The 23,247-nt window shown below is 73.9% G+C and carries 23 protein-coding genes; 18 read left to right on the top strand and 5 right to left on the bottom strand.

The window, feature by feature from the left end; all coding sequences use genetic code 11:
* The first annotated feature begins 55 nt into the window (after nucleotides 1-55).
* The 4 genes from Pta02_RS12600 (at nucleotide 56) to Pta02_RS12585 (ending at nucleotide 4,164) form a co-directional block, all read left to right on the top strand.
* Nucleotides 56-766, top strand: a complete 711-nt coding sequence (locus Pta02_RS12600; RefSeq protein ID WP_203875032.1) for an ABC transporter ATP-binding protein — start codon at nucleotides 56-58, stop codon at nucleotides 764-766.
* Nucleotides 763-2,055 (top strand): ABC transporter permease, encoded by a 1,293-nt coding sequence (locus Pta02_RS12595; RefSeq protein ID WP_203874943.1) that lies wholly within the window; start codon nucleotides 763-765, stop codon nucleotides 2,053-2,055. The genes Pta02_RS12600 and Pta02_RS12595 overlap by 4 nt, the downstream gene beginning before the upstream one ends.
* Nucleotides 2,056-2,263: 208 nt before the next feature.
* Complete coding sequence (locus Pta02_RS12590) at nucleotides 2,264-2,917, top strand: response regulator transcription factor (RefSeq protein ID WP_203874942.1); 654 nt, start codon at nucleotides 2,264-2,266, stop codon at nucleotides 2,915-2,917.
* Entirely contained in the window at nucleotides 2,914-4,164 is a 1,251-nt protein-coding gene (locus tag Pta02_RS12585; protein ID WP_203874941.1) for an ATP-binding protein, read from the top strand. Before Pta02_RS12590 ends, Pta02_RS12585 begins: the two co-directional genes overlap by 4 nt.
* 165 nt (nucleotides 4,165-4,329) lie before the next feature.
* On the opposite strand, the gene Pta02_RS12580 is transcribed toward Pta02_RS12585, so the two are convergent.
* On the bottom strand, nucleotides 4,330-5,616 hold the full coding sequence (locus Pta02_RS12580) for an amidohydrolase family protein (protein WP_203874940.1): 1,287 nt from the start codon (nucleotides 5,614-5,616) through the stop codon (nucleotides 4,330-4,332).
* Between the two features lie 74 nt (nucleotides 5,617-5,690).
* Between Pta02_RS12580 and Pta02_RS12575 the strand changes: the two genes are divergently transcribed.
* Nucleotides 5,691-6,215, top strand: a complete 525-nt coding sequence (locus tag Pta02_RS12575) for a MarR family winged helix-turn-helix transcriptional regulator (protein WP_203874939.1) — start codon at nucleotides 5,691-5,693, stop codon at nucleotides 6,213-6,215.
* 82 nt (nucleotides 6,216-6,297) lie between these two features.
* Here Pta02_RS12575 and Pta02_RS12570 read toward each other — a convergent pair whose 3' ends face one another.
* Both Pta02_RS12570 and Pta02_RS12565 read right to left on the bottom strand, forming a co-directional pair.
* The gene (locus Pta02_RS12570; RefSeq protein WP_203874938.1) at nucleotides 6,298-6,684 is read right to left on the bottom strand and encodes a VOC family protein; all 387 of its coding nucleotides are present in this window, start codon (nucleotides 6,682-6,684) and stop codon (nucleotides 6,298-6,300) included.
* 76 nt (nucleotides 6,685-6,760) lie between these two features.
* A complete protein-coding gene (locus tag Pta02_RS12565) occupies nucleotides 6,761-7,462 on the bottom strand; it encodes a helix-turn-helix transcriptional regulator (RefSeq protein ID WP_203874937.1) in 702 nt (233 codons plus the stop codon).
* Nucleotides 7,463-7,647: 185 nt separating this feature from the next.
* Between Pta02_RS12565 and Pta02_RS12560 the strand changes: the two genes are divergently transcribed.
* From Pta02_RS12560 to Pta02_RS12520, 9 genes are all read left to right on the top strand, one after another.
* Complete coding sequence (locus tag Pta02_RS12560; RefSeq protein WP_239130335.1) at nucleotides 7,648-8,061, top strand: hypothetical protein; 414 nt, start codon at nucleotides 7,648-7,650, stop codon at nucleotides 8,059-8,061.
* Between the two features lie 10 nt (nucleotides 8,062-8,071).
* Entirely contained in the window at nucleotides 8,072-9,232 is a 1,161-nt protein-coding gene (locus Pta02_RS12555; protein ID WP_203874936.1) for a glutathionylspermidine synthase family protein, read from the top strand.
* 43 nt (nucleotides 9,233-9,275) lie between these two features.
* Nucleotides 9,276-9,755, top strand: coding sequence for a DUF350 domain-containing protein (locus tag Pta02_RS12550; protein ID WP_203874935.1), 480 nt, complete (start codon nucleotides 9,276-9,278; stop codon nucleotides 9,753-9,755).
* Nucleotides 9,756-9,875: 120 nt separating this feature from the next.
* Nucleotides 9,876-10,985, top strand: coding sequence for a PucR family transcriptional regulator (locus tag Pta02_RS12545; protein ID WP_203875030.1), 1,110 nt, complete (start codon nucleotides 9,876-9,878; stop codon nucleotides 10,983-10,985).
* A gap of 117 nt (nucleotides 10,986-11,102) precedes the next feature.
* The gene (locus Pta02_RS12540; protein ID WP_203874934.1) at nucleotides 11,103-12,029 is read left to right on the top strand and encodes an ACP S-malonyltransferase; all 927 of its coding nucleotides are present in this window, start codon (nucleotides 11,103-11,105) and stop codon (nucleotides 12,027-12,029) included.
* 54 nt (nucleotides 12,030-12,083) lie between these two features.
* Nucleotides 12,084-13,040, top strand: coding sequence for a beta-ketoacyl-ACP synthase III (locus Pta02_RS12535; RefSeq protein ID WP_203874933.1), 957 nt, complete (start codon nucleotides 12,084-12,086; stop codon nucleotides 13,038-13,040).
* A gap of 62 nt (nucleotides 13,041-13,102) precedes the next feature.
* Nucleotides 13,103-13,342: an acyl carrier protein gene (locus Pta02_RS12530; protein ID WP_203874932.1), complete on the top strand. Its 240-nt coding sequence runs from the start codon at nucleotides 13,103-13,105 to the stop codon at nucleotides 13,340-13,342.
* Nucleotides 13,343-13,438: 96 nt separating this feature from the next.
* Nucleotides 13,439-14,671 (top strand): beta-ketoacyl-ACP synthase II, encoded by a 1,233-nt coding sequence (fabF, locus tag Pta02_RS12525; protein WP_203874931.1) that lies wholly within the window; start codon nucleotides 13,439-13,441, stop codon nucleotides 14,669-14,671.
* 13 nt (nucleotides 14,672-14,684) lie between these two features.
* Nucleotides 14,685-16,106, top strand: a complete 1,422-nt coding sequence (locus Pta02_RS12520) for an acyl-CoA carboxylase subunit beta (RefSeq protein ID WP_203874930.1) — start codon at nucleotides 14,685-14,687, stop codon at nucleotides 16,104-16,106.
* A 260-nt stretch (nucleotides 16,107-16,366) separates the two neighbouring features.
* On the opposite strand, the gene Pta02_RS12515 is transcribed toward Pta02_RS12520, so the two are convergent.
* Nucleotides 16,367-16,861, bottom strand: coding sequence for a DUF3145 domain-containing protein (locus tag Pta02_RS12515; protein ID WP_203874929.1), 495 nt, complete (start codon nucleotides 16,859-16,861; stop codon nucleotides 16,367-16,369).
* 390 nt (nucleotides 16,862-17,251) lie between these two features.
* Here Pta02_RS12515 and Pta02_RS12510 point away from each other — a divergent pair, with 390 nt between their 5' ends.
* The 4 genes from Pta02_RS12510 (at nucleotide 17,252) to Pta02_RS12495 (ending at nucleotide 22,446) form a co-directional block, all read left to right on the top strand.
* Nucleotides 17,252-18,301: a S8 family peptidase gene (locus Pta02_RS12510; RefSeq protein WP_203874928.1), complete on the top strand. Its 1,050-nt coding sequence runs from the start codon at nucleotides 17,252-17,254 to the stop codon at nucleotides 18,299-18,301.
* Nucleotides 18,302-18,362: 61 nt separating this feature from the next.
* Nucleotides 18,363-18,959: an RNA polymerase sigma factor gene (locus Pta02_RS12505; RefSeq protein WP_203874927.1), complete on the top strand. Its 597-nt coding sequence runs from the start codon at nucleotides 18,363-18,365 to the stop codon at nucleotides 18,957-18,959.
* 28 nt (nucleotides 18,960-18,987) lie between these two features.
* Entirely contained in the window at nucleotides 18,988-19,452 is a 465-nt protein-coding gene (locus tag Pta02_RS12500; protein ID WP_203874926.1) for a hypothetical protein, read from the top strand.
* The gene (locus tag Pta02_RS12495; protein ID WP_203874925.1) at nucleotides 19,453-22,446 is read left to right on the top strand and encodes a CHAT domain-containing protein; all 2,994 of its coding nucleotides are present in this window, start codon (nucleotides 19,453-19,455) and stop codon (nucleotides 22,444-22,446) included. It abuts the gene before it with no gap.
* Here the strand turns inward: Pta02_RS12495 and Pta02_RS12490 are convergent.
* Nucleotides 22,386-23,198: a sulfurtransferase gene (locus Pta02_RS12490; protein WP_203874924.1), complete on the bottom strand. Its 813-nt coding sequence runs from the start codon at nucleotides 23,196-23,198 to the stop codon at nucleotides 22,386-22,388. The two genes, Pta02_RS12495 and Pta02_RS12490, sit on opposite strands and share 61 nt — an antisense overlap.
* Nucleotides 23,199-23,247 lie beyond the last annotated feature (49 nt).

The raw sequence follows: 23,247 nt of genomic DNA, 5'->3' as shown, positions 1-23,247 counted from the left end.
GGGGACACCTGTGAGCGGCCCGACCGGCGGCGCGACCGGCGGCGCGGCCGAAACCATGGCCCCCGCCGGGCCGCCGACCCCCGTGGTCGAGCTGCGGGCCGCGGAGAAGAGCTATCCCGGCGGGGTCCGGGCCCTGCGCGGAGTGGATCTGCGGGTGGACGCCGGGGAGCTCGTCGCGATCGTGGGCCCTTCGGGGTCGGGGAAGTCCACCATGCTGCACCTGATCGGGACCCTGGACCGCCCCTCGGCCGGGACGGTCTCCATCACCGGCTACGACGTCGGGAGCCTGACGGACCGGGAGCTGTCGGCGCTGCGGGCCCGGCACATCGGGTTCGTCTTCCAGCACTTCCATCTCGCCGACGGCGTCAGCGCGCTCGACAACGTCGCCGACGGCATGCTGTACGCCGGGACCCCGAGGCGGGAACGGCGGCGGCGGGCCGCGGCGGCGCTGGAACGGGTCGGGCTCGGGCACCGGCTGGACCACCGGCCCGACCAGCTGTCGGGCGGGGAGCGCCAGCGGGTGGCGGTGGCCAGGGCCGTGGCCGGGGAGCCGTCCCTGCTGCTGGCCGACGAGCCCACCGGCAACCTCGACACCGTCTCCGGCGGCGAGGTGCTGGCCGTTCTGCGCGAGCTCAACGCCGCCGGCACGACCGTCGCGATCATCACCCACGACGACGAGGTGGCGACGGCGGCGCCGCGCAGGATCCGGCTCCGCGACGGCCGGATCGTCGCCGACGACAGGACGCCTCCGGGAGGCACGGGATGAGCCTGCTACGACCGGACCACGCCGGGCCGGGCGCCGTACGAGATCCTCAGGAGCCCCGGCGGGCCGCGCCGGACCACTCCGGACCCCGGCGCAGGAGGGCCGGGCGGGACCTGGTCCCCGGGCGGCTCGGCTGGGCGGATCTGCTGCGGGCCGGGGCCTCGGGGCTGCGGACCCGGCCGGCGCGGGTGATCCTGTCCGCGCTGGGCATCGCGATCGGCATCGCCACCATGGTCGCGGTCGTCGGCATCTCCTCCTCCAGCAAGGCGCGGCTGCTGGGCGAGCTCGACCGGCTGGGCACCAACCTGCTCACCGTCACCCCGGGCGACACCATGTTCGGCGAGGAGGCGCAGCTGCCGCATGAGTCGATCGCCATGACCTCCAGGATCGGCCCGGTCACCGCGGTCGGGGCGACCGGCGCCACCGGTGAGAGCGTGTGGCGGACCGACAGGATCCCCCGGGTGCAGACCAGCGGCCTCGGCGTCCAGGCGGCCTCGCTCGATCTGCCGGCCACCCTCCGGATCCGGGTCGCGCGGGGCGTGTGGCTCAACGGGGCCACGGCGGCCCAGCGCGCGGCGGTGCTCGGCGCGACCGCGGCGCAGCGGCTGGGCGTGCGGGAGGGCGACCAGATCCTGATCGACGGCAGGTGGTGGACGGTCGTGGGGATCCTGGAGCCGTCCGCCCTCGCCCCGGAGATCGATCCCGCGGTGCTCGTCGGCTTCGGAGCCGCGGCGGAGTACCTGGGCTTCGACGGGCATCCGACCACGATCTACACCAGGTCCGACGACGAGTCGGTCGGCGCGGTGCGGGAGGTGCTGCCCAGGACCGTCAGCCCGGAGAACCCCGAGGAGGTCGAGGTCAGCAGGCCCTCCGACGCGCTGGAGGCCAAGGCCGCGGCCGACGGGGCGTTCACGACGCTGCTGCTCGGCGTCGGCGCGGTGGCCCTGCTGGTCGGCGGGGTGGGGGTGGCCAACACCATGGTCATCTCCGTGCTGGAGCGCCGCCGCGAGATCGGGCTGCGCCGTTCCCTCGGCGCGACCCGGGGGCAGATCCGCGGGCAGTTCCTGACCGAGTCGCTGCTGATGTCCGCGATGGGCGGTACGGCGGGCGCGGCGCTGGGGGCGGCGATCACGGTGGGCTACGCGGCCGTGCGGGACCTGCCCGCGGTGGTCCCGGCCTGGGCGCTGGCCGGAGGGCTGGCGGCGACGCTGCTGGTCGGCACCGTGGCCGGGATCTACCCGGCGGCGCGCGCGGCGCGGATGTCCCCCACCCTCGCGCTGAACACGACCTGATCCACGCTCTGATCCACACCCTGACCGCGGCGCGGTCCCGGGCCGGCGCGGGGGCGGCCCGGGGCGGGGGCGGCCCGGGGCGGGGCGATCGGGGGACGGTCCGGGGCGGGGCGATCGGGGGACGGTCCGGGGCGGGGGCGGTCCGGTGCCGCCGCCCCGGGCCGCGTCCTTACCCGATGTTTAACCCGGCGGAATCAGGATGACCTTCATGCGAGTGCTCATTGCCGAGGACGAGCGGGTGCTCGCCGACATCGTGGCGACCGGCCTGCGCAGGGAGACCATGGCCGTGGACGTCGTCTACGACGGCGACGCGGCGCTGGAGCGGGCGGCCGTCAACGACTACGACGTGATCGTGCTGGACCGGGACCTGCCGGTGGTCCACGGTGACGAGGTCTGCCGCCGCCTGGTCTCGGACCGGATCCCGGCCCGGATCATCATGCTGACCGCCGCCGCGGACCTGAAGGCGAAGGTCGAGGGGCTGTCGATCGGCGCGGACGACTATCTGTGCAAGCCGTTCGACTTCCCCGAGCTGGTGGCCCGGGTGCGGGCGCTGGCCCGCCGTACCTCCCCGGCGGTCCCGCCGGTGCTCAGCCGGGCCGGCATCACCCTGGATCCGAACCGCCGGGAGGTCTTCCGCGACGGCCGCTACGTCGGGCTGAGCCCCAAGGAGTTCGCCGTCCTGGAGATCCTGATGCGGGCCGGGGGCGCGGTGGTCAGCGCCGAGGAACTGCTGGAGAAGGCGTGGGACGAGAACATCAGCTACTTCACCAACTCGGTGCGGGTCACGGTGATGACCCTGCGCAAGAAACTGGGCTCCCCGCCGGTCGTGGAGACCGTGACGGGCGCGGGGTACCGCCTGTGACCCCGCGGGGGCCCGCGGACCCGCCCGGCGCGCGGCAGGCGGCGGGGCCGGGCGGGCGGCGGGTCTCGGTACGGCTGCGCCTGACCCTGGTCTACGGCAGCCTGTTCTTCGCGGTCGGCGTCGTGTTCGTGCTGGTCAACTACCTGTTCGTGCAGCGCACGATCGAGCAGCCCGTCATGGCGAGCAAACCGACGGCCTTCGCCGTCCGGATCCCCGCCGAGGACGCCCTCCGGCAGCTTCCCCAGCCCGGCACCATGCGGATCGTCGGGGAGCTCAGGGACGTCTACCGCACCAACGTGATGACCTCGATGCTCCAGTGGTCGCTGCTGGCCATCGTGGTGGTCGGGGGCGCCGGGCTGGCCATCGGGTGGATCGTGGCCCGCCGCGTGCTGGCGCCGCTGCACAAGATGACCGAGACGGCCCGGCGCCTGTCGGAGAGCACGCTGCACGAGCGCATCGCCCTGGACGGCCCGTACGACGAGCTGCGGGAGCTGGCCGACACCTTCGACTCCATGCTGGAGCGCCTGAACCGGGCCTTCGACAGCCAGCGCCGGTTCGTGGCCAACGCCTCGCACGAGCTGCGCACCCCGCTGGCGATCGACCGGGCGCTGCTGCAGGTGTCCATGACCGATCCCCAGCTGCCGCGGCAGGTCAGGAGGGCCGGGGCCGAGCTGCTTGAGTCCAACGGCCGCCAGGAACGGCTGATCGAGGGCCTGCTGCTGCTGGCGCAGAGCGAGCGCGAGCTGACCGACCGCCGCCCGGTGGACCTGGCCGAGCTCGCCGGCAGCGCGCTGGCCTCGGTCCCGGAGGCGACCGCCGAGCTGCGCGCGGCCCCGGCGGCGGGCGACCCGGTGCTGCTGGAGCGGATGATCGGCAACCTGCTCGACAACGCGGTCAAGTACAACGACGAGCGCGGCCTGATCGTCCTGCGTACCGGGCGGGACCGGTGGGGAGGCGTCGTCACCGTGGAGAACACCGGCCGCGTCGTCCCCACCGGCCGGGTGGACGATCTGTTCGAGCCGTTCCGCCGCCTCGACCGCGACCGCACCGGCTCGGCCGGCGGCGCGGGCCTGGGCCTGTCCATCGTCCGCGCCATCGCCCAGGCCCACCGCGGCTCCGTCGAGGCCCGCCCCCGCCCCGACGGCGGCCTGGTGGTCACCGTACGGCTCCCGCCCGCTCCCCTGCCCCCGGGACTCCACCCGGCCCCGCCCGCCACCGCCCCCCTGGCCCTCCCCTCCGGCCGCTGACCCCCGCTCCCCGGCAGCGCCTATCCGTCCTCTCCAAGCCGGCTCCTCCCCCGGCAGCGCCGTACCCGTCCTCCCCCGCGACCACCGCCCCCACCAGAGCACCCGCCCGCTCCCCGGGTGGGGCCGTGCTCGCCGCGCCGGTCCCCGTCGCGGGCCCGTCCCCGCTCAACGCGCGGCCGCCGTCCGGCCCTCCGCTTCCGCCATGACGTGGGCCGCCGAGCCGGAGGCGAGGGTGAGCGCCTTGGACGGGTCGGTGTGGACCAGGCGGCCCCCTCGCTTCACGATCCGTCCGGCGACCAGCACGGTGTCCACGTCGGCCGGACCGGCGGAGGTGACCACCGTGGCGATCGGGTCGTGGACCGGGGCCAGGCCGGGGCGGTCGGTGCGCAGCAGTACGAGGTCGGCCTGCTTGCCGGGACGCAGCGAGCCGATCCGGTCCCGCATGCCGAGGACGGCCGCGCCCTCGATCGTGGCGATTCCCAGCAGGTCGGCGGCGGTCAGCGTGCCGCCCCGGAGCCCGTCCGCCGCCAAGGCCGCGCGCATCGCGGCGAACATGTCGCCCGGGATGTTCGTCACCGTGTCGATCCCCAGGCCGGTGGGGATGCCCGCGGCCCGGAACCTGCCGGTCTCCGGGTCGCCGAACCCCATCCGCATCTCCACCGCCGGGGTCACGGACGCGACGCCGCCGCTGCCGGCCAGCAGCTTCACGGCCTCGTCGGTGAACCCGTTGCCGTGCACGACCATGACGTCCGGCCCGAGCAGCCCGGCCGCGTGCAGCCGCTCGACCGCGCCGGTCCCGGTGGCGTGCAGGCTGATCTGCAGGCCCAGTTCACGGGCGAGCCGCCAGTCGGCCTCGGCCTCCTCGATCGAGCCGTAGACCGGGCCCGACGCGGCCAGCCCGGCGGTGACCGGGCCCGGGCCGCCGAGCAGCGCGGCGGCCCGCCGTACCTCGTCCTCCCGGCGAGCGGCGCCGCCGCCGGGGTGGGCGTAGGCGAAGACCGCTCTGATCCCCGACTCGCGCAGGGCCTCGATCGCGGCGTCGGTGTGCTCGGGGGTGAGCTGGATGTGGGACCAGTCGTGCACCGCGGTGATCCCGGCGTCGAGCGCCTCCAGGGCGCCCCACAGGTTCGCCGCGTACACGTCCTCGGGGCGGTAGGCGGGGCCCAGGCGGCCCAGGACGACACCGAGATAGTCGCCCAGCGTCATGTCGGCCGCGAGCGAGCGCAGGACGCTCTGCCACAGGTGGCGGTGGGTGTCGACGAAGCCGGGCAGCACGATCATGCCCGTCGCGTCGACGACCTCGACACCCGCGGCCCCGGTCTCGTGATCCCCCGCGAGATCCGGCCCGACCGCGCCGATGACCCCGTCCTCGACGAGCACGTCGGCCCCGGGCAGGACGCGGACGCCGGGCTCGGTGTCGATCACGGTCCCGCCGGCGATGAGAGTGCGCACGGAGATTCCTTTCCAGACAGCAATCAAAAAAGCTTTTTCGAAAGCTATCAGTCAAGGGAGATACCCTCAACCCCATGGCACGGGAAGAGATGGACCACGTCGACGAGATGATCGCGGCGTGGCGGGCGGAGCTGCCCGAGACCGCCACCACGGAGCTGGAGATCGTCAAGCGCCTGGGGCGGCTGAAGGGCCGGGTGGAGGAGGTCACCCAGGCGGTGCTCGGGGAGTACGGCCTGACCTACGCCGACTTCGACGTCCTGGCGACCCTGCGCAGGGCCGGGGTCCCCTACCGTCTCAAGCCGAGCCTGCTGGCCTCGCGCACCTCGCTCACCACCGGCGGGACGAGCAACATCCTGCAGCGCCTCACCGGCGCCGGGCTCGTCGAGCGCGAGCCCGACCCGGACGACGGGCGCAGCTCGTGGGTCAGACTGACCCCGCTGGGCGTGCGGCGCGCGGAGGAACTGGCCGTGGCGACCACCCGGGCGCACCGGGAGCTGTTCTCCGGCGTCCCGGAGACCGCCGTGCGGGACCTGGCCGACCTGCTGCGGACGATGCTGCTCGCCCTGGGGGACCACGCCGGCCCGTCACGCCGGGGCTGACCGGCGGTCCGTCACGCCGGGGCGGGCCGCCGGCACGGCGCCGGGGGCGTCCCGCGGCGCCGTACCGCCGAAGGGCGGGCCCTCACGCCCCGGCGGGGAGGTTCGGCGGGGTGAAGACGCCGAACAGGTTGCCGGAGACGTCGCGGATGTAGGCGAAGTCGGGGCCGTTGGCGTTGCCCAGCATCTTGAACACCACCTCGCCGCCCAGCTTCTCCGCGTGCTCGCAGGTGGCCGCGGTGTCGGCGACGACCACGGAGAAGACCCCGTGGTTGGGGAACCGACCGCCGTTGCCGAACACCCCGCCCTTGGGACCCTCGGCGTCCGCGTAGCCGATCAGCCGGTAGTCCATCCCGCCCTTGGCCGCGTCCTCGTCGGTGGAGAACGTCCAGCCGAACAGGCCGCCGTAGAACTCCTCCGCGCCCTTCGGGTCGTCGGTGGCGATCTCGAACCAGGCGACGGTGTTGATCATCAGGTGTCCCTTCGGATTGCTTTCCTCGAACACCTCTACGATGAACCGGCCCGGCGACAACCCTATGTCGGTGTTTTCACTCGAGTTTCGGATTTCCGAACACCAGCCCCGGCACCTCGGGGGAGAAACGCTCGGGCGGGTGCTCGGGCGAGGGCTCGTCGGTCTCCTCGGCCCTGGAGATCCGGTCGAGCCGGAAGACCCGGACGTCGCTGCGGTTACGGCACCAGCCCACGAGGTACCAGTGGCCGCCGCGGCCGCCCACGAAGACGCCCGGCTCCACCTCGCGCTCGGTGGCCTGGCCCTTGGAGTCGGTGTAGGCGATCCGCAGGACGCGGCGGTGCAGCAGCGCCTGCTCTATCACCCGCGAGACCCGGGGGTACGGCTCCGGCTCGACGAGCAGGCGCACCCGGCCGGCCAGCTCCCTGGCCCGGTCGCCGTCGAGGTCGGGCATGGCGGCCATCAGCTTGCGCAGGGCGCTGCGGGCCTGGGTGGCGAAGGGGCTGTCGCCCGCGCGGTCCAGCGCCACGGCGATCGCGACGGCCTCCTCGGGGGTGAAGTTCAGCGGCGGCAGGGACCTGCTCTTGTCCAGGACGTAGCCGCCGCGCCTGCCGGTCTCGGCGTAGATCGGCACGCCGGACTGCTGAAGCGCGGAGATGTCGCGCTCGACCGTGCGGGCGCTCACCTCGAACCGCTCCGCGAGCTCGCGCGCGGAGCGGGCCCTGGGCGAGATCGCGCGCAGCTCCTCGACGAGGGCGTAAAGCCGGTCGGTACGGTTCACGCCCCCGACGTTACGTCTCCCCACCGACAACCCGGCGGCCGCCCACCGGCAGGTCCGCACCCCTCCGCCTGCCGCCTCCCGCAGCCGGGAACCTTACGACATGGTCACGTAGTTGAACAGGCAAAACGGGATGGATAACCTGTCCTGACACATCTCATTGGAGCTCGATGGCGCGCAAACATCCGATGGCTCAGAACCCCCCGGGCAAGCCGGGTTCGCAGTCACCCCCGAAGTCCTCGAAGGGGACCGGTTCCAAGGCGTCCAAGGCCATCACGATCACCACCATCGGCATCGTCTCGCTGGGCATCATCGGCGCGTGCGCGGCCGACGACGACTACGAGGAAGTCGGCGCCGACTGCGTGGACCTCGGCAGCCGGCAGCCGGACGGGTCCTACACGATCGTGGACGACGACTACTGCGACGAGACCCACTACCGCGGATCCCACGGCGCCTACGGGTGGTACTACGGGGGCACGCGCTCCGGCGCGCGGGTGGTCAAGGGCACCACCGTCAAGCCCTCCGACGTCACCATCGTCACCCGCAAGGGCGCCGTCATCCAGCGCGGCGGCTTCGGCGGCCGCAGCTCCAGCGGCAGCTGAGCACCCGTCGATGAGACGCGAGACCTCGCTCCCCCGGGACGGCTGGGAGCGCATCATCGAAGGTCACGGCCTGGCCTACCACCGTTCCGCCCACCCCGCCGGCCTCGACCGCCCCTACTGGGACGAGAGCGTCCAGTACGTCTTCTCCATGGACGAGGTCCTGGCCCTGGAGGAGCAGGTCGAGGAACTGCACCGGATGTGCCTGCACGCGGTGGAGCACGTCGTCGGCAAGGGCCGCTACGCCGAGTTCGCCATCCCGGAGTGGGCCGCCCCGGAGATCGCCCGCTCCTGGGAGCGGCGCGACCCGCACCTGTTCGGCCGCTTCGACCTGCGCTATGACGGGACCGGCCCGGCCAAGCTGCTGGAGTACAACGCCGACACCCCCACCAGCCTGCTGGAGAGCTCGGTCGTCCAGTGGTTCTGGCTCAAGGACGTGTATCCGGACGACGACCAGTGGAACTCCATCCACGAGCGGCTGGTCGACCGCTGGCGGGAGATCGCCCCGACCCTGCCCACCGGTCCCGCCCACTTCGCCTGGACCCACATGGACGAGAGCGGCGAGGAGGCGATGACCCTCGCCTACCTGCAGGAGACCGCCGGCCTGGCCGGGCTCGAGACGATCGCGGTGACCATGGAGGACATCGGCTGGGACGGCCTCAACCTCCGGTTCGTGGACATGGAGCGCCGGGTGATCCGCACCCTGTGCAAGCTGTACCCCTGGGAGTGGGTCATCGCCGACCCGTTCGGGGACCGGGCCGTGCGCCAGCAGGTCTCGATGACCTGGATCGAGCCGCTGTGGAAGATGCTGCTGTCGAACAAGGCGCTGCTGGCCGTGCTGTGGGAGCTGTACCCGGGCCATCCGAACCTGCTGCCCGCCTATCTCGACGGGCCCCGCGACCTGCCCGCCCACATCGCCAAGCCGCTGCTGGGCCGGGAGGGGGCGGGCATGCGGATCGTCAGCCCCGGCGGGAACATGCAGACCGGTGACGCCTACGGCGCCGAGGGGTACCTCTACCAGGCGTTCGAGGCGCTGCCCGTCTTCGACGGCAACCGGCCGGTGCTCGGCGCCTGGGTGGTCCACGACGAGGCCGCCGGGCTCGGCATCCGAGAGACGCCGGGCTGGATCACCGACGACACGTCGTCCTTCGTACCGCATCGCATCGAGCTGTGATCCTTCTTCGACAATCCGACCTTCAGAGCCCGGAGACACCCATATGAGCTTCAGTCCCACCCCGCAGCCTGCGCCGGTCGACCTGGTGAGCTACTCGCTCGCCGAGACCCTCGGCCGGGGCGCGCTCGCCATCGCCTGCTACGCCGTACTCGGCGTGATCCTGCTGGTCATCGGCTTCTATGTGATCGACCTGGCCATCCCCGGCAAGCTCAGCCGGCTGATCAAGACCGACCGCAACCCCAACGCCACCCTGCTCACCACCTCCGGGCTGGTCGCCGTGGGCCTGATCGTGGCGGCCTCCATCTGGTCCTCGGGCGGCGCCCTGCACGAGGGCCTGCTGGCGACCCTGGTGTTCGGCCTGGTCGGCATCGCCGTACAGACCGCGGGCATGATCATCTTCGACAAGGTGGCCGGGATCTCCGTGCGCGAACTGGTCGCCGAACGCGAGCTCCAGCCGGGCACCCGCCTGCTGGCCGCCACCCACCTGGCCATCGGCCTGATCACCGCCGTCGCCGTCATCTAGGCGTCCTCCGGACGTCCTCCGGGCACGGGGGGCGCGGCTGCCGCATCGGCACGGAGCTGGCACTCTTATGTCGTGAACGATCGGATCCGCGAGGACACCACGCGCAGGCTCGAACGGGCCATGGGCTCCCTCGGCACGGCGGCCATGGCCCGGATGGACGAGCGGCTGCCGTGGTTCCGCGCACTGTCGGCCGAGGACAGGTCCTGGGTCGGGCTGGTCGCCCAGGCGGGGATCGCCGCCTTCGTGGAGTGGTTCCAGCACGCCGGACGTGAACGGCCCACGCCCAGCATCGAGTTCTTCGGCACCGCGCCCCGCGAGCTCAAGCGCTCCATCTCCCTGCAGCAGACCGTGGACATCGTCCGGATCGTGGTCGAGGTGGTCGAGGCGCAGACCAAGGAGCTGGCCGCGCCGGGCGGGGAGGACCAGCTCCAGCAGGCGATGCTCCGCTACACGCGGGACGTCGCCTTCGCCGCCGCGCACGTCTACGCCCGCGAGGCGGAGGCCCGCGGGGCCTGGGACGCGCGCCTGGAGGCGCTGATCGTGGACGCGCTGGTACGCGGCGAGGTGGACGACGGCCTGCACTCGTGGGCCGCCGCGCTGGGCTGGACCTCCTCGCCGGTGGTCGTGCTGGCCGGCCTCGCGCCCGACGACGACCCGCAGGCGGTGATAGACGGACTGCGCGACCGGGGCCGCAGGGCCGGGATGGACATGCTGGCCGGCGTCCAGGGCGACCAGCTCATCGTGATCGTGGGCGGGGCCGACAGCGTCAGCGCCGCGGCCAAGCACGTGGTGCCGCGCTTCGGGCCGGGCCCGATCGTGATCGGGCCCGAGGTGAGCGACCTGCACACGGCCGCCAGCTCGGCGCGCGCCGCGATCGCCGGGCTGCGGGCCGCCGCCGGGTGGCCGGACGCCCCCCGGCCCGTCCACGCCGAGGACCTGCTGGCCGAGCGGGCCATCGACGGCGACGAGGACGCCAGGGCGCAGCTCATCGAGCACGTCTATCTCCCGCTGATGGGCACGCCGCTGCTCGACACGCTGGCCACCTATCTGGAGCAGGGCACCTCCCTGGAGGCGACGGCCCGATTGCTCTTCGTCCACCCCAACACGGTGCGCTACCGTCTGCGTAAGATCACGGAGCTGACCGGCTATCAGCCCACGGAGGGCCGCTCGGCCTTCACCCTCCAGGTGGGCCTCATCCTCGGGCGGCTGGCCGAGACGGGAACGGCCTGATCGCCCTTACTTAACGTCCGCGAAACCTTCGCTGTAGGTTCCCTACAAAAGATTACGGACAATGTTCATTCGGATCTCTATCCGTGTGGTGGACCTCTACAGGGCAGGCTGGATTTCGTGCTCGTCATCGTCGCTCCGGGCCAAGGCGCCCAGACCCCAGGCTTTCTGACCCCCTGGCTCGAAATACCGGGCCTGGCGGACCGCATGTCCGCGTGGTCGGAGGTGGCAGGCCTCGACCTGATCGCCTACGGGACCACCGCCGACGCGGACGAGATCCGTGACACCGCGGTCGCCCAGCCGCTCCTCGTGGCCGCCGGACTGGCCGCCGCCGAGGCCCTGGGCATCCTGCCCGGCGCCGGCCGTCCCGCCGGGACCGTCCCGGACATGGTCGCCGGCCACAGCGTCGGCGAGCTGACCGCCGCCGTCCTGGCGGGCGTCCTCACCGCCGAGCAGGCCATCGCCCTGGTCCGCGAGCGCGGCCGCGCCATGGCCGAGGCCGCCGCGGTCACCGAGACCGGCATGGTCGCGGTGCTCGGCGGCGTCGAGGACGACGTGCTCGCCGCGATCGACAAGCACGGCCTGACCCCGGCCAACGTCAACGGCGCCGGCCAGATCGTGGCCGGCGGCACCGCGGAGAGGCTGGCGGCCTTCACCGCCGAGCCTCCGGCCAGGGCCCGGCTGATCCCCCTGTCTGTCGCCGGCGCCTTCCACACCGCGCACATGGCCCCGGCCGTCGACGAGCTGCGCAAGGCCGCCGCCTCGGTCACGCCGCGGGACCCGGCCCTCACGCTGCTGTCCAACGCCGACGGCGCGGCGGTCACCGGCGGGACCGACTTCATGGAGCGCCTGATCAACCAGGTCGCCAACCCCGTCCGCTGGGACGCCTGCATGGCCACGATGGCCGAGCGGGGCGTCACCGCGATGATCGAGCTCCTGCCCGGCGGCACCCTCACCGGCCTGGCCAAGCGTGCCCTGCGCGGCACCACCACCGTCGCGCTGAAGACGCCCGACGACCTGGACGCCGCCCGGGAGGTTCTCGGGTGACCCGGCAGCGACCGGACACGGACCACACGGCGAACGAGGAACGGTGAGCGACGCATGAAGATCTCACAGGGTGCCCCGGGCGCGAAGATCCTGGCCTTCGGCCACTACCAGCCGTCCAACGTGGTGACCAACGACGACCTGGCCAAGACGCTCGACACCAATGACGAGTGGATCCAGAGCCGGGTCGGCATCAAGGAGCGCCGCATCGCCCCGCCCTCCGAGACGGAGATCGACCTGGCCGTCCAGGCGGGCGGCAAGGCGCTGGCCGCCAGCGGCCTGTCCTCCGCCGACATCGACCTGGTGATCGTCGCCACCTGCACGCTGGAGACGCAGATCCCCAACGCCGCGGGCCGGGTGGCCGCCCGGCTGGGCATCGACGCCCCCGGCGCGTTCGACGTCAACACCGCCTGCTCCGGCTTCTGCTACGCGCTGGCGGTGGCCAACGACGCCATCCGCGCGGGCTCGGCCACCAACGTCCTGGTCATCGGCACCGAGAAGTTCTCCCCCTGGCTCGACTGGAACGACCGGGCCACCTCGGTGATCTTCGCCGACGGCGCCGGCGCGGCGGTGGTCGGCCCCTCCGACACCCCCGGCATCGGCCCGGTGGTGTGGGGCAGCGACGGCGACAGGTCCGACGCGATCATCATCAAGGACCGCAACTCCTTCCTCCATCAGGAAGGCCAGACCGTGTTCCGCTGGGCCACCACCGCGCTTCACCCGGTGGCCAGGCAGGCGTGCGAGCGTGCCGGGGTGGATCCCGCCGACCTCGCCGCCTTCGTGCCCCACCAGGCCAACCTGCGCATCATCGAAGCCATCGCCCGCAAGATCGGCGCCGACAACGCCGTCATCGCCAGGGACATCGTGCTGGCGGGCAACACCTCCGCCGCCTCGATCCCGATGGCGCTGTCCCGGATGATCGAGCGCGGCGAGGTCCGCTCCGGCGGCCTCGCCCTGCTGTTCGGCTTCGGCGCCGGCCTGACCTACGCCGGTCAGGTCATCGAGATCCCCTGAAAATGCTTGCGCGGCCCCGCCGCGCAGAACCGGAAAAACACTACTCAAGGAGAACACGCGACATGGCCATGACCGAGCAGGAGATCCTCGCTGGTATCGGCAAGATCATCAACGAGATCACCGGCATCCCGGCGGCCGAGGTCACCCCGGAGAAGAGCTTCGTGGACGACCTCGACATCGACTCGCTGTCCATGGTCGAGATCGCCGTCGCCGCCCAGGACGAGTTCGGCGTCGAGATCCCCGACGACCAGCTCAAGAACCTCAAGACCGTCAAGGACGTCATCGCCTTCATCCAGGGCTGACCGGAGCCGGGAGGTGCGTGCACCGCACCTCCTGGCCCGGCCGCTCCGGCGTCCGGTACCCCTCCAACGATCCGCGAACACAAGGAGCGCAAGAACGTGAGTACAGACCAGGTACGTGTCGTCGTCACCGGGCTCGGCGCGACGACGCCCCTCGGTGGGGACGTCGCATCGACCTGGTCGGCACTCCTCGCCGGTCGGTCGGGAGTCCGAACCCTCACCGAGGACTGGGTCGACTCGGTCCCGGTGAAGTTCGCCGCCGTGGCCGCCGTGGACCCGACCGAGGTCCTGCCCCGCCCCGAGGCCCGCCGGCTGGACCGGGCCGAACAGCTCGCGCTCGTCGCGGCCCGTGAGGCCTGGGCGCACGCCGGCATCGAGAAGGTCGACCCCGAACGGCTCGGCGTGGTCGTGGGCAGCGGGATCGGCGGCATCACCACGATCCTGTCCGCCTACGACACCTTCAAGGAGAAGGGCTGGCAGCGGCTGTCGCCGTACACCGTCCCGATGCTCATGCCGAACGGCCCCGCGGGCTGGATCGGCATCGAGATCGGCGCGCGGGCGGGCGTGCACGCCACCGTCAGCGCCTGCGCCACCGGCGCGGAGTCGATCGGCTACGCCATCGAGATGATCCGCTCCGGCCGGGCCGACGTGGTCGTGGCCGGCGGCACCGAGGCGGCCATCCACCCGCTGAACATCGGCTCGTTCGCCGCGATGCGAGCCATGTCCACCCGCAACGACGACCCGCAGCGCGCCTCCCGTCCCTGGGACAGGGGCCGCGACGGATTCGTGCTCGGCGAGGGTGCCGGCATCGTGGTCCTGGAGTCCGAGGAGCACGCCCGCGCGCGCGGCGCCACGATCTACGCGGTCGCCGCCGGCGTCGGCTACTCCGCCGACGCCCACCACATCGCCCAGCCGGAGCCGACCGGCGCCGGGGTCATGCTCGCCATGCGCCGCGCCCTGGACAACGCCGGCCTGAACGGCGAGGACGTCAAGCATGTCAACGCGCACGCCACGTCCACGCCCGCGGGCGACGTGGTGGAGACCGTCGCGATCAAGGAGGTCATCGGCGGGCACCCCCTGGTGACCGCCACCAAGTCGATGACCGGCCACCTGCTGGGCGGAGCCGGGGGCATCGAGTCGGTCTTCACGGTCCTGGCTCTGCACGAGCGGACCGCCCCTGGAACGATCAACGTCGACGACCTCGACGACGGCATCGAGGTGGACCTCGTGCTCGGCGCCCCGCGCGAGCTGCCGGGCGGCCGGATCGCGGCGATCAACAACTCCTTCGGGTTCGGCGGACACGACGTCGCCGTTGCCTTCACCACTGTCTGACAGGGAGCCTGTGATGACCGTGATCGACAACAGGGTGGCGCCAGAGACCTCCGACAAGGAGGCCGCCGATCCCAGGGATCCCCAGGTCCGCCTGGCGGCGATCCTCGACGAAGGGTCGATCCGGCTGATCACGCCGGTGGACCGCAGCGGCGTGCTCGCCGCGATGGGCCGCATGGAGGGCGTGCCGGTCGTGGTGTTCTGCAGCGACGCGCGCGTCCAGGGCGGCGCGATGGGCAGTGAGGGTTGCGAGCACATCGTGCACGCCTACGACGTCGCGGTCCGCGAGCGGGTCCCGATCGTCGGCGTGTGGCACTCCGGCGGTGCCCGCCTGGCCGAGGGCGTCGAGTCGCTGCACGCGGTCGGCCGCGTGTTCGCCGCGATGACCCGCGCCTCCGGCGTGGTCCCGCAGCTGTCGGTGGTGGTCGGCCCCGCGGCCGGCGGCGCCGCCTACGGTCCCGCGCTGACCGACATCGTGATCCTGGCCGACGAGGGCCGCATCTTCGTCACCGGTCCCGACGTGGTCCGCAGCGTCACCGGCGAGCAGATCGACATGGCGGCGCTCGGCGGGCCGGAGCCGCACAGCAAGCGCAGCGGCGTCGTGCACGTGGTCGCCAAGGACGAGACCGACGCCTACGTCCAGGCCCGGCGCCTGGCGGTGCTCCTGGGCCACCAGGGCCGCATCCGCACCGAGGTCGACGAGGTCGACTTCTCCGACCTGCTCCCCGACAACGTCCGCCGCGCCTACGACGTCAAGCCCCTGATCAAGGGCCTGCTCGACGAGCCGGGCGTGGAGCTGCACCCCAAGTGGGCGCCGAACATCGTCACCACGCTGGGCCGCCTCGGGGGCCGGACCATCGGAGTGATCGCCAACAACCCGATGCGCCTGGGCGGCTGCCTGGACTCCGCCTCGGCGGAGAAGGCCGCCAGGTTCGTGCGGATGTGCGATGCCTTCGGCGTCCCGCTGGTCGTCCTGGTGGACGTCCCCGGCTATCTGCCCGGCGTCGGCCAGGAGCACGACGGCGTGGTCCGCCGCGGCGCCAAGCTGCTGCACGCCTTCGCCGAGGCCTCGGTGCCGCGCGTCACGCTGGTGACCCGCAAGGCGTACGGCGGCGCCTACATCGCGATGAACTCCCGCTCGCTGGGCGCCACCAGGGTCCTGTCCTGGCCGACCGCCCAGATCGCCGTCATGGGCGCGGTCGCCGCGGTCCGCATCCTCAAGCGCCGCGAGCTGGCCGCGGCCCCGGAGGAGGAGCGCGCGGCCCTGGAGACCAGGCTCGCCGAGGAGCACGAGATCACGGCCGGCGGCCTCGACCGGGCCATCGAGCTCGGCGTGGTGGACGAGGTGATCAAGCCCGAGGAGACCCGCGGCGCCATCGCCAAGGTCCTCGCCCAGGCCACCCCGGCCCGGGGTGCGCACGGCAACATCCCGCTCTGACCCGATCACGAGAACCGCCCCGCACGGAACACTCCGTGCGGGGCGGTTGTCGTATGTCACCCGCTTTCCCGTGTCCCCGCCTCCGCGTGTCCGACCGCTCCGGGGAGGCGGCGGGCAAGGAACGGCGGCGGCCGGGCGGGGAAGGCGGAAGGTCTGACAGGCGGGGAGGACGGGGTCCGGGCGAGCGGGGACGGCGGGGGTCGGACAGAGGCGGGTCGAGCGGGCGGGGCCGGGCCGGGAGGAGGTCGGACCGAGCCCGCTCAGACGGCGGCGTGCAGCCAGCGCACCGGGGCGCCCTCGCCCGCGTAGCGGAACGACTCGAGCTCCTCGTCCCACTGCCTGCCCAGCAGCCGGTCCAGCTCTTCCTCGAGCACCACCCTGCCCTGGCGGGCCAGGAGCATCACGGAGCGCAGCCGGTCCTCGGGCACCATGATGTCGCCGCTGGCCCCGATCACCGCCGTGAAGGCGCCCAGGGCCGGGGTGTAGGCGTGCCGGGAGCCGTCGGCCTCGGGTGAGGCGTCCTCGGTCACTTCGAAGCGGATGCGCTGCCAGCCCATCAGCGAGGAGGAGATGGCCGCGGCGGTCCCCTGACGTCCTTGCCACTCGGCCTGTGCGCGCACGTGACCGGGTGCGGCGGGCTGGGGCGTCCACGTCAGGTCTACGGGCACGCCAAGGACACCCGCGACCGCCCATTCGATATGAGGGCACAGCGCAGGCTGAGCCGAGTGGACGTAAAGCACGCCACGAGCAGACACCGGACCTCCCGTTTCGTACGAGGTGCGCCTTCCCCAACGGCCTCGCCCACGGATGATCACAAGTGACTGAAGGAGAGACTACCGTCGGTTGTGACATCGCACCAGAGGGACGTCATACCGAGATGGCGCAGACCGCCTCTCCGCTCCGGCATAGCGGACGGATCGCCCCGTTCTCCCGCCCGGGCAAGGTGCAGCTTTACCTTACGTTCGATCACTTTGTCGAACGCCGAGGAAATCGGTGACTCCTGCTTCCGGCGGGCCGTAACACCGGCAGAGGGGGTGCCCGGGCGGAGACGGGAAACCGGGTTCACAATCCCGCAGGCACCGGGGTGCGGCATCGTTTCGGACGGAAGGTCGTCCAGCAGTCCGCCGATCACCTCCCGGAGCGCCATGAACGTCCAGCGGGTCGAGCCCGTACCAGGATCACCCGCGCTGATCAGGCCGGGACAGCTGCTGACCGACGCCCCCGGGATGGAGGCCGCCGCCCGCTGGACCGCCGCGGCCGGGGACTGCGGAGCCGACGGGATCTTCCGGGTACGGCTCTCGCCCGGCGTGGACGTCTGCGACCTGGCGGCCACCCTCCGGGACCGGGGCCATCGCGCCTGCCCCAACCACGTCCTGACGGGCCAGCCCCTCTTCTTCGGCGGGCCGGCCTCCCGCCCGTTCCCGGCCGGCCCGCTCACCGCGCCGCCCTCCGGCGAGGGTCCCGTGACCGTGGCGGTGCTCGACACCTGCCTGAGCGCGCACCCGTGGTGGAGGGAGCGCCCCTGGTTCCTGGAGCGACGACAGGAGGCCGAGCCGCCCGACTCGGACGGCGACGGAGAGCGCGACGCCCAGGCCGGGCACGGGACGTTCGTCGCCGGTCTGATCCTGCGCGGGGCCCCGCGGGCGCGGCTGCGCCCGCTGCGGGCGCTGGACGGCCACGGCGTCGGGGACGAGGCCGGCCTGCTGCGCCTGCTGGCCCTGCTGCGGGACGACCCGCCGCAGGTGCTCAACCTCTCCTTCGGCGGGCACAGCTTCGACGACCGCCCCTCCCCGCTGGTGCGGGAGGCGCTGGCCGCCCTGCCCGGCACGGCGGTGGTCGCCTGCGCCGGCAACACGGCCTCGGACCGGCCGTTCTGGCCCGCCGCCCTGCCCGGCGTGGTCGCCGTCGGCGCCCTGGACGCCGCCGGACGGGCCCGGGCGCCGTTCTCGGCCCACGGCCCGTGGGTGGACGCCTGCGCCCGGGGCGAGTGGCTGGCCAGCGCCTTCCTGGAGGAGGAGCCCTTCGGAGGGTACGCGCGCTGGAGCGGGACCTCCTTCGCCGCGGCCGCGGTCAGCGGGGTGATCGCGGCGCTCACCGCGGAGACGACGCCGGCGCGGGCGGTGGCCCGGGTTCTGGACCCCCGCCGGGACGGGCGGATCGACGATCTGGGAACCGTGGTGCCGCTGCCCGGGTAAGATGCCACCCTCGGTAACGCAATGAACACGCAAAGTGCCCGACGCGGCCCCGGAGGCACCGGTGATCGACCAGCACACGCTCGACGCCGTCCTGGCGGGCGACCAGGCGGCCTGGGACGTGACGGTCAAGCGGCTCACCCCTCTGGTCTGGTCCGCGGTCCGCGCCTACGGGCTCAGCACCGCCGACGCGGCCGACGCGGTGCAGGGGACCTGGCTGCGGCTGGTCGAGAGCCTGCACACCGTCCGCGACCCCGCCCGGATCGGCGCCTGGCTGTTCACCACCGCCCGGCGCGAGGCCTGCCTGGTCCGCAGGCGCACCCGGGGCGAGCGGCCGGTCGCCGACCCCGCCGATCCGCCGGGACCCGCCGAGACCTGGCATCCCCACGCCGATCCCGCCCTCGCCGTCGTGGTCGCCGACGAGGGGCGCCGCCTGTGGGGAGTGGTCGAGAGCATGCACGAGCCCTGCCGCTCCCTGCTGCGCCTGATGGCCGCGGCCCCCGAAGCCGGCGTCCTCCAGCTGGCCGGCCGCCTGGGCATGCCGCCCGGCAGCTACGGCCCCACCCGCGCCCGCTGCCTGAACCGCCTGCGCTCCCTGCTCACCGCCGAGGAGACGGCATCGGCGGCTCCCCCGCCCACCGGCCGCGGGACGGCGCCGTGACAACCCCGACCTCCCGGGAGACGACATCGTGACGGCAGGCCCCCACCGCCCCGACGACGAGTGCCTGATCGCCGCCCTTCATCTGGCGGCAGGGCGCGATCCCGCGCCCGACCACGTCGCGGCCGCCGCCAGGGCCGCTTTCTCCCTGCGGCTGCCCGGCGCGGTCACGGCCCGGCGGGCGGCCGTACCCGCCCCCTCCGGTGTGCGGGCCGACGACCGGGCCCGGTTGCTCCGGTTCGGCACCGGCGACCTCACCGTCGATCTGGAGGTCGACGCCGCCGACGGCCTGATCGATCTGGCCGGGCAGGTCTCCCCCTGCCAGGAGGCGGGCACGTGGGTCGAGGTCCGCACTCCCTGCCTGACCGAGTCGCGCGTGCTCTCCGCGGCGGGCCGGTTCGCGGTCACGGGTCTCCCGCCCGGCTGGTTCAGCGTGGTCTGCCACCGCGAGGACCGTCCCCCCGTCGCGACCTCCTGGACCCGGATCCGGCCGTAGGTGAGCGCCACCCCCTCCGCCGGTCACCGGCCCTCACCCGGGCACGCCGCCGTGGCCGAGGCCGAACGCGCGATCCGCCTGGCCGCCACGGACCCCGCCACCGCCCGCGCCCTGGCGGACGCCGTACTCGCCACCCTGGCAGCCGGTGACGGGAGCAGCGCGGGTCTCGGGTGGGACGCCTCGCCGTACGGCGCGCAGGACGGCTTGCACGGCGGACCGGAGCGGTGGACGGATCCGCCGGCGGAAGACGACCGCGCGGAAGGCCGGGCATGTCCTTCTCCGGGAGGAGAGCGCGCCGCGCAGGGCCCGGAGGTGGCCGCGGTGGCCTACCGGGCGCTGGCCCTGGCCGCGCGGGAGCTGGGAGACCTGCCGCTGGCCGAGGAGCACCTCCTGCGGTCCGTGCGCCTCGCCGTCGCGGCCGGGTCGCTCAGGCGGGCGGCCCAGGCGCGTCTCTCCCTCGTCCCCGTGCAGACCGAGCTGGGCCGTCCGGAGCAGGCTCTCGCCCTCGCCCGGGAGGCGGAGCCTTACCTCACGCCGTCCGAGATCGCCATGCTCGGGGTGAACCGGGCGTCGGCGTTGATGCGGCTCGGCCGTCACGACGACGCGATCCGCCACTGCGACCACGCCGTGGACGTCCTCGGCGAAGATCAGGTCTTCCTCGCCGGGGCGCTGCTGAACCGGGGCATCGCCCGCGTCTATCTGGAGGACTTCACGGCCGCGGAGGCGGATCTGCGGCGGAGTGCGGAGCTGGCGCGGGCGGCGGGGCTGACCCACGTGCTCGCGCTGGCCGAGGGGAACCTGCCGTTCCTGGCGGCCAGGCGCGGTGATCTCCCGGCGGCGTTCGCGGCGTACCTGCGCGCGGAACGGAGCCTGTTCGGCTGCCCGGAACGGCTGGCCACCGTCCGCTGCGACCTCGCCCAGGCGCTGATCGCCGCCCACCTGCCCGGTGAGGCGCGGGCGCTGCTGGATCTCGCCGTCCCGGAGCTGGAGGCCGCGGGTGCCGCGACGGCCCTGGCCGAGGCCCGGCTGACGCTCGCCGAGGTGGAGCTGCGCACCGGCGACGCGCACCGCGCCCTCGTCAGCGCGGAGCTGGCCCGATCCGAGCTTCTCGCGCACGGCAGGTGCTCCTCGGTCCCCCTGGCCACCGAGATCGTCCTGCGCGCCCACCTCAGGCTCGCCTTCCCCGGCACCCCCACGCCCTTCCGCGCCCGGCCCGCGGCCGCACCGGACGATGCGGGGAAAGGCGGCGAGCCGGGGCAGGGAGCCGGTGAACGGCTGCTCGCCGAGATGACGGCGTGCGCCGACGACCTCGACCGGACGGGCCACCCTTCGGGTCCGCTCCGGCTCACCGTCGCGGAGCTGGCGATCCGGCTGGGCGACGACCGCACCGCCGGCGAGCAGCTCGCTCTGCCGGCCCTGGCCGGGAACGGGGTGGCGGCCCACCGGGCGGCCGCGCTGCGGCGGGTGCTCCGGGGAGACCGGCGGGGAGCGTTCGCCGCGATCCTGGCCGGGCTGACCCGGGCCGGCGCCAGGGCGTCCTGGCTCGCCAGGACCGCGATCCGCGACGGAGCGGCGCTCCGGGGCGCGACCGGCACCGACGGGACGCAGGCCTCCGCCGCCGGGATCGCACGCCCGGACACGGCCGGAACGGCTGACACCGGGGGCATGCCTACCGGCGAGACCGGGACAGCCGACGCGGGGAACGCCTCTGTCGCCGGGATCGGGGTTGCGTGGGCGGGCGGGACGGAGGTGCCGCCGGAGGCGGGAGCCGGGGAGGATCCCGCGGTGCGGGCTCAGGCGGTGCGGGAGGCGGAGCCGCTGGCGGCGCTCGGGCTGGCGCTCGCGCTGGAGACCGGCAGGGGTGGGACGGTGCTGGCCTGGGCGGAGCGGTGCAGGGGGGTCGCCGGCGGCGCCGGGCGGCCGGTGGCCCCGCCCCTGGGGGAGTTGCGGGCCGCGCTGGGTGAGAGGGCTCTGGTGGAGTTCGTCCGTCACGGTGACGAGCTGGTCGCCGTCGCGATCGTCTCCGGCCGGGTCACGCTGTGCCGCCTGGGACCCTTCGCCGCCGCCGCCGAGGCCACCGTCAGGCTCCGGTACGGCCTGCGCCGGACGCACCTGCGCGACGGCCCGGCGACCGGCACGGCCGGAGAGGCGGCGGCGGTGGAACGGCTGGTCCTGGGCCCGCTGCTCGGCCGCCTGGGCGACCGGCCCCTGGTGGTCGTACCGGCCGGGGCCCTGCACACCCTGCCCTGGCCGGTTCTGCCGTCGAACGCCGAGCGGCCGGTGACCATCGCCGCGAGCGCCGCCGCCTGGCTGACCGCGCACCGGGCTGAAAACGCACACCCGGCGGGAGCCGTACGCCAGGGGGAAGCCGCACACCGGGCGGGAGCCGTACGCCAGGGGCATGCCTCGGCCGGGGGCCGGACCGTGGTGGTGGCCGGGCCCCGGCTGCGGCATGCCGGGGACGAGGCCGACATGGTCCGGGACCGGCGGCCGGGGGCCGAGCGGGTGCCGGCGGACCGGGCCGCGGTGATGGCGGCGCTGGAGCGGGCGGCGGTGGCGCACCTGGCCGCGCACGGGACGTTCTGCGCGCGCAGCCCGCTGTTGTCCGGCATCGACCTGGACGACGGCCGGCTCATGGCCTACGACCTGCTGCGGCTCCGTACCCCGCCGGACCTGGTGGTGCTGTCGGCCTGCGACACGGGGATGGCGCACGCGCCGGCCGACGGGGCGCCGCTGGGGCTGGCGGGGACGTTCCTGTCCCTGGGGACGCGGTGCGTGGTGGCCGGGCTGGTGCCGGTGCGCGACGAGGAGACGCTGGCGCTGATGACCGCCTTCCACACCCTGCTGGCCGCCGGTCACCCGCCCGCGGCGGCGCTGACCCGGGCGAGCGCGGCGACCGGGGTGTCCGGGTTCGCCTGTTTCGGGTACGGCGATCAGCCGGTGGCGACCGGCCGGGAGGGGTCGGTCACCCAGTGGGACCAGGAGCCCGCGTAGAGGGCGGCGGGGATGCCCGCCACCTCCAGGGCGAGCACCTGGTGGGCGGCCGTCACCCCGGAGCCGCAGTAGGCGCCGACCTCGATCCCGGGCACCGCCCCGAGGGTGTTGAACCGCCCGCGGAGGAAGTCCGGCAGGTGGAAACGGCCGCCGGAGTCGACGTTCTCCCAGGTGGGGGCGCTGACCGCGCCCGGGATGTGCCCGGCGACGGGGTCGACCGGCTCGACCTCCCCCCTGTAGCGCTCCGCGGCCCGCGCGTCCAGCAGCACGCCGTCGGCGGCCAGGGCCGCGGCCTCCTCGGCGCCGAGCACGGGCATGCCGCCCGGCCGCGCGGTGAAGTCGCCCGGCGGCGGCTCGGGCGTCTCCTTGGCGAGCGGGCGCCCCTCGGCGGTCCAGGCGCGCAGGCCCCCGTCGAGGACCCGCACGTCGGGGTGGCCGAAGTAGCGCAGCGTCCACCAGGCCCGGGCCGCGGCCGTGGAGTCGGCCTCGTCGTAGACGACCACGGGCCGGGAGCCGCAGACCCCCAGGCGGCGCATCGCGCTCTGGAAGGGGCCGGCCTCCGGCAGCGGGTGACGGCCGCCGGGTCCCGCCGGGGCGGCCAGATCGGCGTTCAGGTCACAGAAGACCGCTCCCGGGATGTGCCCCTCCCGGTAGGACTCGATCCCGGGCGGCCCGCCGAGCCTCCAGCGCACGTCGAGGACGGCGGCCCCCTCCAGCGCGGCCAGCTGCGCGGGTGTGATCAGCGGACTCATCTCGGCTCCTGTCGAACGTGACGGCCCCGCACCGCGTGATCCGGCCGGG

It is taken from the genome of Paraplanobispora takensis, from assembly GCF_016863195.1.
GTDB classification, from domain to species: Bacteria; Actinomycetota; Actinomycetes; order Streptosporangiales; family Streptosporangiaceae; genus Planobispora; species Planobispora takensis.
The sequence above is the reverse complement of the archived record's forward strand: the minus strand, read 5'-3'. Positions and strand labels throughout refer to the sequence as shown.